This is a genomic window from Bifidobacterium sp. LH_491 (assembly GCF_056356495.1).
Genome location: NZ_JBKEUI010000001.1, coordinates 139,387 through 156,434, shown reverse-complemented (window position 1 = coordinate 156,434; position 17,048 = coordinate 139,387). Strand labels below are relative to the sequence as shown.

Annotated in this window: 7 protein-coding genes; 2 read left to right on the top strand and 5 right to left on the bottom strand. The window is 56.4% G+C overall.

Features of this window, described 5'->3' with window-relative positions; translation table 11 throughout:
* Positions 1-101: 101 nt before the first annotated feature.
* Positions 102-1,244, bottom strand: coding sequence for an inositol-3-phosphate synthase (locus AC1AWK_RS00535; protein ID WP_476567377.1), 1,143 nt, complete (start codon positions 1,242-1,244; stop codon positions 102-104).
* A gap of 235 nt (positions 1,245-1,479) precedes the next feature.
* Here AC1AWK_RS00535 and AC1AWK_RS00530 point away from each other — a divergent pair, with 235 nt between their 5' ends.
* Complete coding sequence (locus tag AC1AWK_RS00530; RefSeq protein ID WP_476567376.1) at positions 1,480-3,900, top strand: transglycosylase domain-containing protein; 2,421 nt, start codon at positions 1,480-1,482, stop codon at positions 3,898-3,900.
* A 200-nt stretch (positions 3,901-4,100) separates the two neighbouring features.
* Here AC1AWK_RS00530 and leuA read toward each other — a convergent pair whose 3' ends face one another.
* Positions 4,101-6,011: a 2-isopropylmalate synthase gene (leuA, locus tag AC1AWK_RS00525; RefSeq protein ID WP_476567375.1), complete on the bottom strand. Its 1,911-nt coding sequence runs from the start codon at positions 6,009-6,011 to the stop codon at positions 4,101-4,103.
* A gap of 473 nt (positions 6,012-6,484) precedes the next feature.
* Here leuA and AC1AWK_RS00520 point away from each other — a divergent pair, with 473 nt between their 5' ends.
* A complete protein-coding gene (locus AC1AWK_RS00520; protein WP_476567374.1) occupies positions 6,485-7,882 on the top strand; it encodes a metallophosphoesterase family protein in 1,398 nt (465 codons plus the stop codon).
* 62 nt (positions 7,883-7,944) lie between these two features.
* Here AC1AWK_RS00520 and AC1AWK_RS00515 read toward each other — a convergent pair whose 3' ends face one another.
* Genes AC1AWK_RS00515 through AC1AWK_RS00505 form a run of 3 tightly spaced genes read right to left on the bottom strand, consistent with a single transcriptional unit; the run spans position 7,945 to position 16,875 of the window.
* Entirely contained in the window at positions 7,945-8,565 is a 621-nt protein-coding gene (locus AC1AWK_RS00515) for a DUF5701 family protein (protein WP_476567373.1), read from the bottom strand.
* Positions 8,566-8,587: 22 nt separating this feature from the next.
* On the bottom strand, positions 8,588-13,051 hold the full coding sequence (locus AC1AWK_RS00510) for a YDG domain-containing protein (RefSeq protein WP_476567372.1): 4,464 nt from the start codon (positions 13,049-13,051) through the stop codon (positions 8,588-8,590).
* Positions 13,021-16,875, bottom strand: coding sequence for an IdeS/Mac family cysteine endopeptidase (locus AC1AWK_RS00505; RefSeq protein ID WP_476567371.1), 3,855 nt, complete (start codon positions 16,873-16,875; stop codon positions 13,021-13,023). The genes AC1AWK_RS00510 and AC1AWK_RS00505 overlap by 31 nt, the downstream gene beginning before the upstream one ends.
* Between the last annotated feature and the right edge of the window lie 173 nt (positions 16,876-17,048).

The following is a 17,048-nucleotide window of genomic DNA, read 5'->3' as shown; positions in this document are numbered from 1 at the left end:
AATAGTTACAACGGTATATCATCCGCAAATTACAAAGAATCCCCGCAGTAAACAACTCACCACGGGGATTATTCAACCAAATATTCGGACGTCACACGTGCTTACGCCCGCCACACATCCTTGCCGGCAGCCTTCGCCGCAGCCACATCGGCATCCAACTGCTCCTCGGTGGCCTCCACTTCGCCGGCAATGAAGCGCTCCACCAATTCACGAGCCTGTCCATCCTCATACTGCACGGCAGGGGACTTCATGAAATACGCACTCGGCGCCAAAATCGGACCACCCAAATGACGATCCAACGCAATCTTGGCCGCACGCACCGCATCAATCACAATGCCCGCCGAGTTCGGCGAATCCCACACCTGCAGCTTGTACTCCAAGCTCAACGGCACGTCTCCAAAAGTTGTACCCTCCAGACGCACGAACGCAAACTTGCGGTCATCCAGCCACGCCACATAATCCGACGGACCGATATGCACATTGCGCTCCTCCATCTCATGCGGCACCACCGACGTCACCGCACGAGTCTTGGAGATCTTCTTCGACTCCAACCGCGAACGCTGCAGCATGTTCATAAAGTCCATATTGCCGCCCACATTGAGCTGGTAGGTACGATCCAAACGCACGCCACGATCCTCAAACAGCCGTGCCATCACACGATGGGTGATCGTCGCACCAACCTGACTCTTGATATCATCGCCCACGATCGGCACACCGGCCTCACGGAACTTCGCCGCCCACTGCGGGTCGGAGGCGATAAACACCGGCAGACAGTTCACAAACGCGCAGCCCGCATCCAGCGCCGCCTGCGCATATGCCTTGTCCGCTTCTTCCGAACCAACCGGCAAATAGCTCACCAACACGTCCACCTGCTTATCGCGCAACACCTGCGCAACATCCACCGGCTCGGCCTCGGATTCGTCGACCATCTCACGATAGTAGTCGCCCAAGCCATCGTACGTCGGCCCCCGCAGGACCTCCACGCCCAGATTCGGCACATCGGCAAACGTAATCGTATTGTTCTGCGAGGCCTTGATGGCTTCGCTCAAATCCTTGCCAACCTTCAGCGCATCAACGTCGAACGCTGCCACGAACTCAATGTCGCGCACACGGTAGCCGCCGAAATTGTTGTGCATCAAACCCGGAATTTTATCGTCATCCTGTGCGTCATGGTAATACTGCACACCTTGCACCAGCGATGAAGCACAATTGCCCACGCCGGCGATAGCCACTCGAATGCTCACGGTTCGATCAGCTCCTCTCGATTATGTTTCGATACAACGAATTAGTACCGCCACTTAGCATACCCCGCCGCATCGCAACAAGCTGACAGCTATACGACAATATGCTGAATATCGCGTTACCGACCGTCGCAGAATACACACGTTTGTGAGAGTTCAGGGGAAAAAGCCACAAAAAAAGCCACATTACATCTCATATGCCCGCAGTTGTTCAGGGGATGAGATTACCGTGGAACGCATGGTTGAACAGCATCGTAACGCACGCTCCGGCACGCAACATACCGGCGGCAGCACCAGCCGCACCACCAGCGGCACCGCACAAGGCGGCAGCACACGCCGTTCCGGCAGCGCAACCGGCACGCGTCGCACGAGCACCAAACACACCAACAAGCGCACACCGGCAGCACGCCATTTCGGCGGCGGCACCCATCGGGCCAGCGGCTCGAAAGGCCCGCAACCAAAAGGCAAGAATAAGCATCTTGTACTCAAATGGACCCTAGGAATCCTTGGCTTCCTCTTCGCCTGCGGCATCGGCACCTTCATCTACCTGTATGCCACCACAGAAATCCCGCAGCCCGAAAAATTCGCCATGGCGGAACGCACCACCGTGTATTACGCGGATGGCTCCACCCCAATGGGTACGTTCGCGGAACAAAACCGTGACATCATCGACTGCAGCGTCCTGCCAAAATATGTCGGCCAAGCGATCGTCGCCTCCGAAGACCGTTCGTTCTACACCAATAAAGGCATCGATCCCATCGGCATTGCACGAGCATTCATTAATAATGTGACCACCGGCTCACGCCAAGGCGGCTCAACCATCACCCAACAGTATGCAGAACGCTACTATCTGGGCGAAACCACCTCATATCTTGGCAAACTGCACGAAGCATTCCTCGCACTGAAAATTGCCCAAGCACAGAATAAAGACGACGTGCTGTGCAACTATATGAACACCATTTACCTTGGCCGCGGCGCCTACGGCATCCAAGCCGCCGCCCAAGCATACTTCAACAAAGACGCCAAAGACCTGACCATTTCCGAAGCCGCCATGCTCGCCGGCATCATACCCGCGCCGAGCGCCTGGGATCCGGCAGTCAACCCCAAGCAGGCGGAATCGCGGTTCAAGCGCGTGCTGCGCATCATGCAGGAAGACGGCTACATCACGGCCAAAGAACAGCAAGAAGCGCGCATGCCTCAAACCATCGACTACACGTCGCAAAACGTGTATCAAGGCCCAAACGGCTATCTGCTGCAAATGGTCCGCTCCGAACTCATCAACTCCGGAGCATTCACCGCCGACGAACTGGACACCGGCGGCTACCGTATCGTCACCACCATCGACAAAGCCAAACAAGACCTCATGTATAAAACGGTCAGCCCTACCCAAAACGGGATGCAAGGCGTCGTACCCGACGGCATGGAATTCGGCAGCATTTCCGTTAATCCCAAAGATGGATCCATCATCTCCATCTACGCGGGCGAAGACTATCTCACTAAGCAACTCAACCAAGCAACGCAGTCGGTGTACGAAATCGGCTCAACCATGAAGCCCATGGCCCTCCTCGGCGCAGTGCAAAGCGGAGTCAGCCTCGACACCAGGTTCAACGGCAACTCACCACAGCGTTTCGACGGCATCAGCGATCCCGTGTCCAACTTCGGCAACACCAGTTACGGTTCCATCAACCTGTACACTGCCACCGCCGACTCCGTCAACACCGTATACATGGCAGTGCAAGAAAAACTCGGCGCTGCCAAAATCGCCGAAATCGCCAAAACCGCAGGCGCGCAAAGCGATGCACTCGATGGTTCCAACCCCTTCACCGTACTGGGCAACAATGCCCTCACCACCGAAGACGTGGCGCGCATGTACTCCACCATCGCCAACCAAGGAAACCGTCCCACCATCCACATCGTCTCCAGCGTAAAAAGCCACGACGATCAGGAACTGTATAAAGCTCCCACCACTACCGAACGCGTATTCGACGCCAACGATACAGCTCTGGTCACCAAAGCCATGACCGGAACCGTGCAATCAGGCACGGCGACAGAAGCACGCTCCATCGGACACGCCATCGCCGGCAAATCCGGTACCGCCAACGACTCCTTTGCCGCAAGCTTCGTGGGCTTCACCCCGTCAGTCGTCAGCGTGTTTGCCATGTGGTATCCGGACGCCAACGGAAACCCGCAGAAGATACCCGCATTCGGACGCTGGAGCGGCGGCAGCGACTACCCCGTGCACCTGTTCACCCAATACATGAAGCAGGCTCTGTCCGGCACAGCCAACGAAACATTCCCCACTGCCACTGACGATGGCAAAATCGGCGGTCCTGACGGCACATGGGGATACGGATCTGGTTACACCACGCAACGGCAAGATAGTGCACAACAACCCACTACCGATGAGGATTCCTCCACCGGTTCAGCTGGCACAACCAATGGTAACGTCACAGGCGGCGGCACAGATTCCTCCGACGCCACCAACAACGGATCTGGCAGCACCGGAGGAACTGGAAACAGCGGCACGGGAGGATCCGGCGGAAGTGACTCCACCAACAACGGGAACGATGCCAATCCTGGCGGGTCGACAGACAGCGGTACAGGAAACACCACACCAGGAGGCACGTCCGGAGACAACTCCGGTAACAATGGTGGATGATAGACTTGCAGACAATCTGGATTGTCGACAAGTCGGATTATTGACTAACCAGTCATCACCAATACCACGCGTCAATACTCTGCACACTACCAACAAGGTCGGGATTTCGTACCATCGACATCCCGACCTTGTACCGTCTCCATACCAGTACCGTCACACCGCAGCCCGCTACCGCGCGCTGCCCGGTAACCACGCAATAATCAGCGCTGCGCGCGGTTCACGGCGGAAATGATCGCCTTCAGCGAGCTGGTGGTAATCGACGAATCAATACCCACTCCCCAAATAATCTCGCTCTGTGACTCTTCGCCAATCTGGCACTCCACATACGAGGCCGCCATAGCGTCCGTACCGGCCGTCATCGCATGCTCGGCGTAGTCCATTACCGACACGGTGACGCCCAGACTTCCAATCGCATTCAAGAACGCGGCAATCGGACCGTTACCCATGCCGGAAAGCTCACGCACCATCGGTTCTGCGCCCGGCTCATGGCATGCCCCGCGATCCAGCAAACGCGCCTTCAGCACCGTATCCGACCCATCCTCGCCAGATGACACCGACACCTTCAGCAACTTCAAACGACCCCACTGTTCCAACGTGTCGTCATTGCTATCGCCGACCACCGCACCGGCGGCAGTCACGCCAGACTCCTCCACCGCCAGATACTCATCCTTGAACAGACGCCAAATCTCTTCGTCCTTGACTTCCTTCTTGGTCGCATCCGCATACGCCTGCACTACACGGTCGAACTCCACCTGCAAACGCTTCGGCAGATCAAGATTATGGTTCGTCTTCAGCAAGTACGCCATGCCGCCCTTGCCAGACTGCGAGTTCACGCGGATAATCGCTTCATACGTGCGGCCAATATCCTTGGGATCAATCGGCAGGTACGGCACCATCCACAGGAAATGATCGAGATCGGCACCCGCCCGGTCGGCGGCAATCTGCCGAGCTTCCAACCCCTTCTTAATTGCATCCTGATGCGATCCGGAAAATGCGGTAAACACAAAATTACCCGCATAAGGGTGCCGTTCGGAGATCTTGATTTGATTACAATATTCCACCGTCTTGCGAATATCCGGCACGTTCGAATAATCAATCTGCGGATCGATGCCTTGCGTGAGCAAATTCAAACCCACCGTCACCAAATCAACATTGCCGGTGCGTTCACCATTGCCCAACAGGCAGCCTTCCACACGGTCGACTCCCGCGAGCAACGCCAACTCAGTAGCCGCCACGCCCATGCCCTCATCGTTATGAGGATGCACGGAGAGCACCACCGCATCACGATCCTGCAAATGTGCCGACACATATTCCACTTGGTCGGCAAACACATTCGGCGTGGTCATCTCCACCGTTGCCGGCAAATTAATAATCATCGGACGTTCCGGCGTCGGACGAATCACATCAATCACCGCATTGCACACCTCAACCGCATACTGTGGTTCCGTGCCCGTAAACGATTCCGGCGAATACTCGTAGTACAAATCCGTACCGGCCGCCTCCGACTCCAGTTCCTTGCACAACTTGGCGGCGTCAACCGCCAACTGCATGATGCCGGCCTTATCCTTGCCGAACACCACCTCACGCTGCAGCACCGACACGGAGTTATAGAAATGCACGATGGCATGACGAGCACCCTGCAAACACTCATAGGTCTTGCGAATCAAATGTTCACGCGCCTGGGTCAGCACCACAATCGTGACATCGTCTGGAATCAGCTCACGCTCGATCAGCATGCGGATGAACGTGTAATCCGTTTCCGAAGCACTCGGAAACCCAACCTCAATCTCCTTGAACCCCAAGGAAACCAGCAAATTCCAGAATCGCAGCTTGCGTTCCGAATCCATGGGATTGGCCAACGCCTGATTGCCGTCGCGCAAATCCACCGAGCACCAACGCGGCGCACGCCGCAACCGCTTGCCCGGCCAAGTGCGTTCGGGATAATCGAAGGGAATCTGCCGATCGTACGCCGCGTACTTCATATACGGCATGCGGCTGGGACGCTGTGCGGCGCCAATAAACTTCGCCGCCGGCAGCAACGGATCATTATTGCCTCCATTGTTCGCCGCCGCCACTGGAGCCAGATCAAACACCGACGTTGCACCAACCATCTCTCCTCCTTACCGAAGCATTGCATCTGGGCCAAAACCACCGACAACATCCAATGCTCGTTCCCTTACGCCATAGCGTGATTGGTTCGTTATGATAACGCCGTTGTATGTCACCTATGTACCACGGCGTTCCGCGTAGCGAACGTCGGGCATCTCATACCCCGGACCACACCCGCCTTACCGACGCCACCACGGCGAAAAGTGTGCATAAACCCCCGCTGATACCAGCACAATATGCGATATGCACCCTCACAGCGTCCAATCTCGTCACTACCAATATCATATATGCACAATTTCTCCGCCAAGTGGCGACATACACCTTGATAAGGCTATATCAATGCCGTATATGCTCATTACTCACGATGCTCACCGGCGCCCACATCTCCACCTGTACACGCAGGCCATGAACGCCTTACACTCACATAAGACGACACAACAAACCAACATTCAGGCACACGCGCTAGAGTGTGAACATGACGACGATGCATTTTCGCAAGGATGGCACTTTCCGTGTGCTACAGATGGCCGACGTCCAAGATGGTCCGGAAGTCAACCCCGACACCATTCGGCTGATTCGTGAAGCCATTGCGCACACCGACCCAGATCTCATCGTGTTCACCGGCGACCAAATTCGCGGCTATGACCCGGCATACATCGACACGTTTCTGCGTCGGCGCGGCGAACATCCCGGCGCGCGCGTGCGAGCAGTCACCAAATTTGAAGCGTGGATTGCGGGCATCACCCAACGTCATCAGCCAACCATTGCCGGCGCCGATCCTCGCTTGCCGCAGTTTATGCAGGAAACCCGCGACAAAGTGCGTCGCACCTTCGCCGCGTTCCTAGGACCCGCCATCGACGCCGGAGTCCCATTCGCCGCCACCTACGGCAATCACGATTTCCAATGCGGCATCCTTGCCGACGAACAAGACGATTTGTACCGTGAATTTCCCGGTTGCCTCAACCCCGCCGAGGGCGATGCCGAACAGTACCGCATCGAACCGGGCACCTTCGCCATCCCCATCCGCACGCACGACAACTCACGCATTGCCATGAGCATCATGATGGTCAATTCCGGAGACTATGCCGACGATGACCCCGACGACGCACCCGTCCCCCACAACACCGAGGACGACAGTCAGTATCGCGCCTATTCGGTGAATGCGCGTGGACTGGATTTGGCGGATGCCGATGGCTACGGCACCCCCAGCGAATCAGCCATCTCCTGGCTGGGTGACGTGCAACACCAGCTTGCGCAGGCCAATGGCGACGACCAGCCCGTACCCTCCATCGTGTTCCAGCACATTCCCCCGCAAGAGTTTTACGATTGCCTGCGCGAAGTTCCACCATGGACACCAAACGCCGTCGAAGGAGCCCGCGCCTTCGCCGGGAAATGTTTCACGTTAAACACTGCCGTATGCCGCCCTGGCTCCAAGTTGGGCGAAGCCATTGGCTGCGCGGACGTGAATGTGGGGCAAATCGAAGCCATGCGCAAAGCGGGCGGCTATTTCGCCTTGTACTGCGGTCACGACCACAAGAACTCATTCGTCGGACATGTGCACGACATGGATTTGGGTTACGCCCCAACTTGTGGATTCACCTGCTATGGCCCGAAATCCCGACTGCGCGGTATCCGACTGTTCACATTCCACGAAGCAGCGCCGGCCGACTATGACACGCGTATGATCACCTGGGCCGATGTGGTGGGCCGCTATTCAAGCAACGAACTGCGCATCTTCATCGCCGACCATTGCGTTACCGACGCCATCGGCATCCGCAATGAGCTGCGACGCCCCACGGTGTTCGCCACGGTCGCCACGCTTGTAGGCGGGGCACTGATGGGGGTGCTGCGCGGACTGCACAAATTGCTGTAGCGAAAGAACATCCCTATCTCTACCATCAGCTGCAGCAATCAAGCAACCGCCAGTTGTGTCCTCTAGTGAAACAGACTCACACCACGTCGGGCGGTGCAGTAAGCGTTACCTAACCATGTATGCCGCGAATTCGGCCACACCGCACCTAAGCGCGGCGCGTTTTGACTCATCCAAATACTAGGAACCCTGCCATCGGTACTCCGCGAGCCCAAGAGGTTGAACCCGTTTTTCTCGAGAAGCCATTCGGGGTGCTGGGTGGCGATAGCCAAACCTTCCTCCAACGTAAGCGGCAAACGTTCATCGGAATCAATAAGCTTACGGGCTACGTCAGGCTCACGATTCACGTAGGAAGTGCCAGTATGTGGATCCACCACAATGTAGAAAGGTCCCTCAGGAGGTTCAAAACCATCGTGCGGTAGGAAACTGGCGATATCGCGCGGCGGCATGGTGGTGAATCCGGCCATACGGTTAATGCTGGTTCGAGCGATCAACGATTCCGGAGATACCAGTTCACGCGTGGGTACCAGAAGAATGCCTGCGCCAAGATCACTCTGCGCCAAAGCGGTAAGCAAAGGGCGAGCAAGCGCCCGGAACGCATCGGCACTCATATCCGCCACGTCGGGATACCCCAACGCAATGATACGTTCCAGCTGCTTACTCGCCTCTATTGCTGCTCGTGACATACCTTCCAGTGTACTGGATGCCTCACCGCACCCGGCGACGCCACAAACTCATCGCGGCTCCGGCCAAGGCCAGCAAACCTGCCGACCATGCCAAGAAGGAAGTGGCCGCACCCGTATCCGCGATACGCGGAACCGACTGCGCTTCGCCCTCGGTGAGTTGGTTCGATGACGAGGAGTTCTCCTGATTGTTCGGCTGTTGCGACCGAGCCAATACGGTCACCGACACAGTACCTTCCACCGGCTGAGCCGTATAATTCGCATCTGACTCATCAGGCTGGAACCGGTACCGCAATTCATAGACACCCGGGGAAGCAAACCTCAATTTGTTCGGGTCGATGACCTGACCATTCAGCATGTAGGTGAATGCGCCTTTGACGGTGTCTCCATACTGGCTGGTCAACACGGTTGGCAGATCTTGTGCCAGCACTGTATCCACCGTTGTGCAGACTCCCGGCAACTGCGACGCCGAAAGCGTGGCTGGTGTGATGTCTACCGTGATCGGGTCCTCATATGCCACCGTATAGTATGTGGCAGCATCACCAGCCAACGATACGCCGGAGATATGGACCTGCTTCCCGGTACCGACATTGCGGTCGACAACCGTGCCTTCCGTAGGCCACACCGGAGTGACGATATCTCCCTGACGGACAGCTGACGTATCCAGAAGCGCCTCATCCGATATCACGTTGACTCGTGTCGTACCATCATAGGCACGAGAAGCCGCCACCAGACCATGGGCAGACAACACAATGGGGTCGAGTTTTACCTCAACGCTCTGATCGTATCCCTCATACATGGCATCGCCCGAATATCGGATAGCTACTCGGTTCATTCCGGTATCCAGCAATCGCGATGATGTGTCATACGAAAGCACCGCCGTACCTTGATCATCCAATGCGACCGGCTCGCCCAGGGCCTTGCTCTCCGACATTAACTGCACGGTACCGGAGGGAATCGGCATCGCCGAATCAGACGTACCTTGGGTTTCGGCCAAAGACCTCGCCTTGCGTCGCAACCCCGGCGCCTGCACACTAACCTTCCACGACAACACCTTGCCATATTCCACGATATTGGCGTCAGCTCCGTCTTCTGCCGCCGCATCATGCCCGATGCCCGCCGTACGCTTATCGATCGTATACGTAACCGAGGCGTTATCCGCTGTATACCATTGGGTATCTTTGCCAGATAGTTGCGCTCGCACCGTATGATCACCGGCAGTACGATCATCCTGCGCGACGGCGCTGGTGTCTTCAGTAATTGCCACCGACACCTCGTCGCCGCCCACAAGACTGTCTTGCGCGAGAGCAACACCAACATGCAACCCGTCCAAAACCTTACGATCGTTCACATTGCTCCACACCAATGCAATCGGCTTGGCCGTTACCTGTACCGCAATCGCGGAGGACTGCACTTGCACCGACGCCGTGCTTACCTTGGCTTCGATGGTGCGCGTGCCGACGGCAAGTTGTTTTGCTGCGGTATCGATGCGGAACGTCACATCGCCATCCTTCGATACCATCTGCGCATCACCATATGGCTTGCCGTCAACAATGAGTTCGATCTTTCCCTGACGGCCGTGCAGACCAGAGATATGGGAGATTAGCGTCAGCGTATCGCCGTAGGTGATTTGCGAAGCCGATGCCGCAACCGTCACCTCGGGATCAGGCAACGGCGTGACGGTCAAATCAACCGTGCCGGACTGTGGGTCCGCCACATAATTCGTGGCCGATGGAGCCGGAGTAAAGGTATATGACAGCTGCTTCATGGACATCGCCATCGTCGTATCGTCGTTCAGTTCCGTTCCATCCACCGACCACGCGAATGTGCCGGGCACACGCTCCGCGCCAACGCCGGCAGCGTCGGTCGGCAGCTGTGCACGTACCGAGGAGAAGGTATCACCTTCTACCACCTTCAGCGCCGAGGGCACAGACACGGCGTACTGCGCCGGCGAGATGGTTACCGTCAGCTGCGGCTGTGTCAACTCGTAATAGGTGGAACCCTGCCCGGTTAATGCCATATCCGCTATCTGCACCGTCTGAGCCGAAGCCTGGGCATTCGGGGTCTGCACCGTGCCAACCTGCGGCACCGATTCCACGCGAATCTGATCACGATCAGCCTCGATGACGCCTTCCAAAACCGGCGTTCCTTCAATAGCTACGTTTGCCGTGGCATCATAGGCACGATTCTTGGCGCTCAAGCCACGTACCGTCACCGCAACCCGTTCAATCGTAATCGTAATGGCGTGCTCCGCAGACGCATATGTCGTATCGCCGTCATATCGCACGGTCACCGTGTTGGCTCCTACAGGAAGCTGCTTCGCCACGGTATCGTAAGACAATGTCGCCGTGCCGTGTCCGTTCAAGGAACTTGTTGCCAGCGGCTTTGCGGAGTCGCCAGCATACAGCTTCACCGAACCAGTCGGCGTCGCCGCGTCGCCACTCACCGTAACGCTCACGTCCGCATGCTTGCCATACGTCACGGTCACGTTCTTAGCAGCGACCTGAGCGCCACGAGCCTTTACCTCGAATTGTACGGTCGGATTATCGAGTCGATAATATCCGCTGTCTGTTCCGGTGAGCTTGGCCGTAATCGTCTTCGCACCCACGATGTCATCATTGACGCCTTGCAACGTCAAGGACACATCGTCTCCCTTCGATACCGCTTGCGTCGCGAAGGAAGCCTGTACCTTCTTACCGTCACCGGCCACACGCGAATCGGTGCCCGTCCACTGCACAGCAAGTGTCTTCTGCTCAAGCACAACTGGCTGTGGAAGCTCGGCCGTCGCCGTGTTGTCGGCGACAGTGAGCACCACACGCAAACCAGCGGCATCGCCTACGGCAAGACCATGCTTCGTCGTATCGTATGCAAGCTTGACTTCACCATCATTCCTCATGGAAGTAGATACCAGCTTGGAACCTTCCTGCGTGAGCAGCGAGATCTCACCCTGCCGACCATGCAAACCAGCTACACGAGCGACCACGGTGAGCACATCGCCATAGGTGACGTGTGTGGTTGCAGAGGATATCGTCACGGTGGGCTTGAACGCACTCACGCTAAGCGATACCTCACCACTGGTGCTCCGATAATTCTTGGCGCTGCCATCCGGCGTAAAGGTATAGGCCAGCGACGTCATGGAAGCCGTTAGCTTAGTGTCCTGTTCCAGCTGCTTCCCATCTGCCTTCCATACAAACGATCCCTGAATGGTTTTCCCGTCAACACCGGTTGCCTTGGTCGGCAGCGCATTGGCAATGCTGGAGAATGCATCGCCTTCCACAGCTTCCACACGTTCCGGTGCCGATACCGTCGCCGGAGCTTTGGCTATGTCCACTTGCAGGGTAGGCATCTTCAACGTATATCGGCTGGCCTTGGCGCCGGTGAGCGTCAATCCAGATACCGTCACGTTCTGCGTTCCGGCATCAGCTGTCGATAGCGTGCCTTGGGCCGTGCCGGCAACCGATACATCGGCGCTATCGGCATCAACAAGTCCGCTCAGCGCTGCCGTGCCTTCGATGTCCACACGCTTTGTCCCGTCATATGCACGAGCTTTGGCAGTAAGGCCCGTAACAGTCACGTCACGGGGCGTGACTGTCACGGAAGGCACCGCAGCCGATACCTTTTTGCCATTGACGGCAAGTTCCACACGAAGCGAGGTGTAGGTTGATGCATCCAGCACCCCTCCCGCGGTCTGGTATTCCAGCGTTGCCTGCGTGGCATTCGGCTGTACGCGGACTGTCGCCAAGGTAGTATCGCCGGCTCCAACCAGCGTCAACGCACCTTCCGTCGATACATGGTCCAACGTTACGTTGACGGCTAATGCATCCCCATAGTGAATGGTTTTCTCGGAATCAGTCACCGTCACCGTGGGATTGGCAACTGGAGGAGCGGTTTCTCCCTGAGTCAAGGCTTCCTGCCATGCGGTGACGTCCGAGGATGCGTAATTACCTTCACCCACATAACGAATCGCAAACCAGTATTGCGTACCGGACGCAAGGCCATCGAAGCGGGAACCATATTGCCAGCACGCATCGGTTCCCTGCGCATTTGAGGCGATGCCGTATTGCGCAGCAATACCTTGTTCATTGGGCACCACGTTCAACGTCACGCTATTTTCGGTTGCAGCTGCAATGACAACACCGCTTGGCGTCGCAAGTTTTTTCGGCGTAATGTCCGGAACTACGGGTACTTCCAGCGTTCCACGCGTACCGTCGCTTGGCGTAAACTGCGCGACGAAGCTTTGCGTATTGCCGACATTGAGATTATCCGATGGCGTATTCTTCCAGCTCCATGTTCCCGATACCGTCTGACCGTCGCGTTTGACTTCGCCTCCGGACAGCGTGATTTCGCTGCCCTTCGTACCATAGACGGCCGTCGCGGTCGGCGATTGAGCTACATACGCGGTGACCCCAGAAATGGATGACGTAGTTACTGTGATTTTATCGTCACACGGCGAGGATACTAGATAATTATCGGTCTCGGCGTATCGCACGACAAAGACATATTGAGTATTGGGCTGCAATCCAGTGAACACCGGCGACCGCTGCCATACACGCTTATCCGTCGGATATACAGGCTTTTTCCCACCTCTGCGATCGCGTATTCTGCAGGAGCGTCATTCTTCAAGGTATCTTCCACTCGCGGCAACGACACAGTCGTTGCCGTTGCTGTGGCTTTCCCGGACCACATTCCCGGCTTAGGTCCTTGGATCTTGGTGATCTTCGGATCAACCTGGCGAATGAGTTCGGCGTACTGAGAAGCGTGACGTTTCGGCACAAAAATCACCGTTTGCAGCGTTGTATCCGCAACCTCCGGGTAGGCACTGTAATCATCGACGCGCCACTTCCATTTGCCTTCGACCTTATTGCCTTCGTCATCCGTCGGCAAGGTCCCGTCTTTACTCACGATGGCCAAACCGTTGTACGAGGTCTTGTATGGACCGGACGCTTCCAACGTGCCGTCAAAGTGCAGTGTCTTCAACTGAGCGGCAACATGTACGGTTACGGGCGCGCTCGTGGACCGTGCAAAGCCATCGCCGCTGTACGTCAACGTCAACACCGTGTCACCGTTATCGGCATCCTGAGGCACTGTGTAAGACACCGATGCAAAGCCCTGTTTGGACACCTGCACCGATTCGCCCAACGCTTTGCCCTTCGCGGTGGTCAGCGTCAACGTTCCTTCACGTACCGGTGTGTCATCAGACTTCACCACGGCATCAAAGGAGACAGTTTGGCCCGGCTTTGCCGTGGTCTCTTGCGGGGTTACATCAATAGCCAAACCGTTGCCCGTAATGGTGTACGCATGTTGCCATTCATCCGGCTGCAAACTTGGTTCAAGTTGATAGAATTCCGCACGTGAACCGCTAAGCGCAATCGCCTGCGCGGCGTGGTTGCCGGCTGTCTGCGCGTTGCCGCCGTCGACCACGACATTGACCTTGCCGACGTCTTGCGCCAGTATGGCCGATTCCTTGATCGTGGCCGTGACACTCTTTCCGTCACCCACGGTTCTGCCCTTGTCGCCATGCCATGCGAGTGTATCGCCCGTCAACGTGTACGGATACAGCGTGTAGTTCACGGTAGTGCTTGCCGTTGCCGCAGCATTCGCCTTGGCATGCTGAGCAGCCCGATATTCGACCTTCACTGCATTGTCCCCAACGTGCATGCCCAATCCTTGGGAGGCAACGCCGAAATCCACCGTATAGTAGCCATCCGATTGACGCACGGCTTCCTTTGCGGTGCCATCCGGGAAAATCACCGTCACACTGCCACTCGTAGCATTGACGCCGTTGACCTTCACCGCCAAACGCAATGTGGTGCTATCGCCGTAATAGGTCGACATCTCACCTTGCGTCTTGAAGCTGATGTAGTCAGTACCCTTGTTTTGCAACGCGCCTTCGGCGGTCATTTCGTAGTGGGGATTATCGCTGACCAATACGGTTGCATACGCTGCGTTCTTGCCGGCAGCTTTGCCAGGCGCCACCATGCCGGTGGCATCGCCGAACAACTGCACGCCAATACGACTGCCATTGGAGGCTCCGGTAACTTCAAGTCCCTGCTGGTCAGCGACGCCATTAAGCACCACATTGCTGGTGTTGGAACCGAACGTCGTATTGGTTGCCGTGTTGTCGGTAATCTGCACACCGGATCCCGACACGGTCAACAATCCGCCATTGACCAACACACCACCGGCGTACGCATTGGCACCAGATGCCTTATTGCCGGTAATCGTTCCTTGTTTGATCACGATGGTGGAACCAGCGTTGTACGCACCGATACCGGCTCCACCAGCAATCATCGACGCGGTCTCATTGGTCACTTGATTATCAGTGATGGACCCGCCGTTCATGGTCATCGTGCCTGCGGAGGAAACCGCTACGCCGCCGCCGGAGAAATCCGCCGAATTGCCGGTAATCGTACCGCCGTCCATGGTAAAGGTACCCTGTTCGACAAACACGCCTCCGCCTTTACCGGAACGTGACTGTTCGGCGGTATTGTTCCTGATCGTACCGCTCTTCAAGGTAACCGACGCGCCTGCGGCGACACGGACACCGCCGCCCAGCAAACCAGTGTTATCACGCACATCGATACCATCGATCGTAACCTTGGTTCCCTTTCCCACAGCGTTCACGCCACCAGCGCCGGTAACGCCAGCCTTGCCACCAGATACGGCGCCGCTTCCCCGCAATGTCACCTCGATCGATCCGCCGGACGAGCTGCCGATCGTCATGACGCTGCCATTGGATTGGTTACGGGAAATATTATGTCCATTGAAGTCAATGGTGACGCTACGGTCCACGGTCAGAGTATCGTTCGCGCCCACGGTAATATCACCAGTGAGCTGAATCGTACCGTACTGCGAGTTCTTCAACGCCGACTTCAGGGAAGACAAATCCTTGACCTGGGTGGTGGCGGTGCCAACCGCCTCCCGAGTTTGCACGGTCTGCTTGGGTGGATTCGGATGCTGGCGGAAATACTCCTCCCACACGTTTTGACTGAGATCCACCGTGGTCATCTGCGTGATGTCAACTTCCGGATCGGTATCACTGCGGGAAATCCACGCTTTGCCGTCCTTGTAGTAGACATTCATCTCATACAAGCCGCCGCTGATGTTGGAACTATCGGTAAAGTATGCCCTATCGACGAAACCGTCCTCGTCGAAATGCGCGCCCCACATCGTAAAAGCGTGCCCCGGTTGGGCAACCGCAATCATCTTGTCATTCATCAAGGCGTCACGAACGGTAGCGTTGAACGAGGCCTTTGTCACCACGGAAATGACGTCGGCCACATCGTGGTTACCCAGCACATCACGGTAATAACCGGTCTTGTCGTTGCCGACCTTCCCCGTCAGATACCAATTGAACATGTTGCTGCTCCACCCACCAATGTTGGCGAAGTTCCAACCCACCTTATCAAAAATGGAGCTTGACCGATCAGCTTTATAGGTTTCCGTGTAGTCCTTGCCAGTATAGGTGGAATACCGGCTGATGTATTCGGCGTTGTTCTGCACCCACCAGTGCAGGGCGTTACTTGCAGACGCCGCCCAGCAGTAGTTCGAGTCATATTGGTAGATGTCATACCAGTTATACGTCGGATCCCAACCCAACGAGGTCTCCGGCAACGTCAGATCAACCTCGGGCAACGCCACGCCACGCGCCATCACATCCTGCCCAGCAAACATCGGTGCGGCGCCACCGATATTGGTGTTCGTTTTCGTCCAGGTGGCATACAGTACCGTGTCTTCAGTAGCCGTGAATTGACGTCCCGGTACAAACACATTAACCGTATCATCGGCTGTACGTGCATATCCGCGGAACTTATAGTTATCACGCAGAAATTGTCCGTCGGGCAATGTCACGCTACCGTTTTTCTTCACGTAAATGGCCGGCATGGATCCCCAACCGCCATTGGCGTCAAAACGTACGGTATAGACATCGTTGGCAGAAGCCCACACGGCATAGAGATTCGCGTTCTGCAACGATAACGTTGCTCCATCGGCATAATCTACATGCCCCTGATTTGCGCCTTCTTGGTATGTCGACCACCCTAAGAAACGATAACCTTCTTTAACAAACGTGTTGGGAGGCAACGGTGTGTTCCATGATCCAGAAGAATCCTGCACCGCATCGATGGTTATCGTATTCTTGCCATCGGAACTGCCACCATTACCATGCAAGGTAATCGTCCCTGACGCCGCATTCACGGACGTTCGCGGGGATTCAGACGCCATCGCGGGCATCACGCCGACAGCGCCTCCTCCCATCAGCGTCGCGACAGCAAGTGTCGCGCCAATCAGCTTAGATTCCCAAGCTCTCATCATTCTTTCCTCTCATGTGAACGAGAACGAACCGCGTCTCTCTGTTCCTAAAAAAAATTCAAGAGTTGTTGTACAAAATAGATAAAACATAGTATACAATCCCCCCCCCCCGCCACACGGAAGGAGCCACTCGCATCATTGCGATTCAGGATTCCATTCCGACTCACGGCAAACGA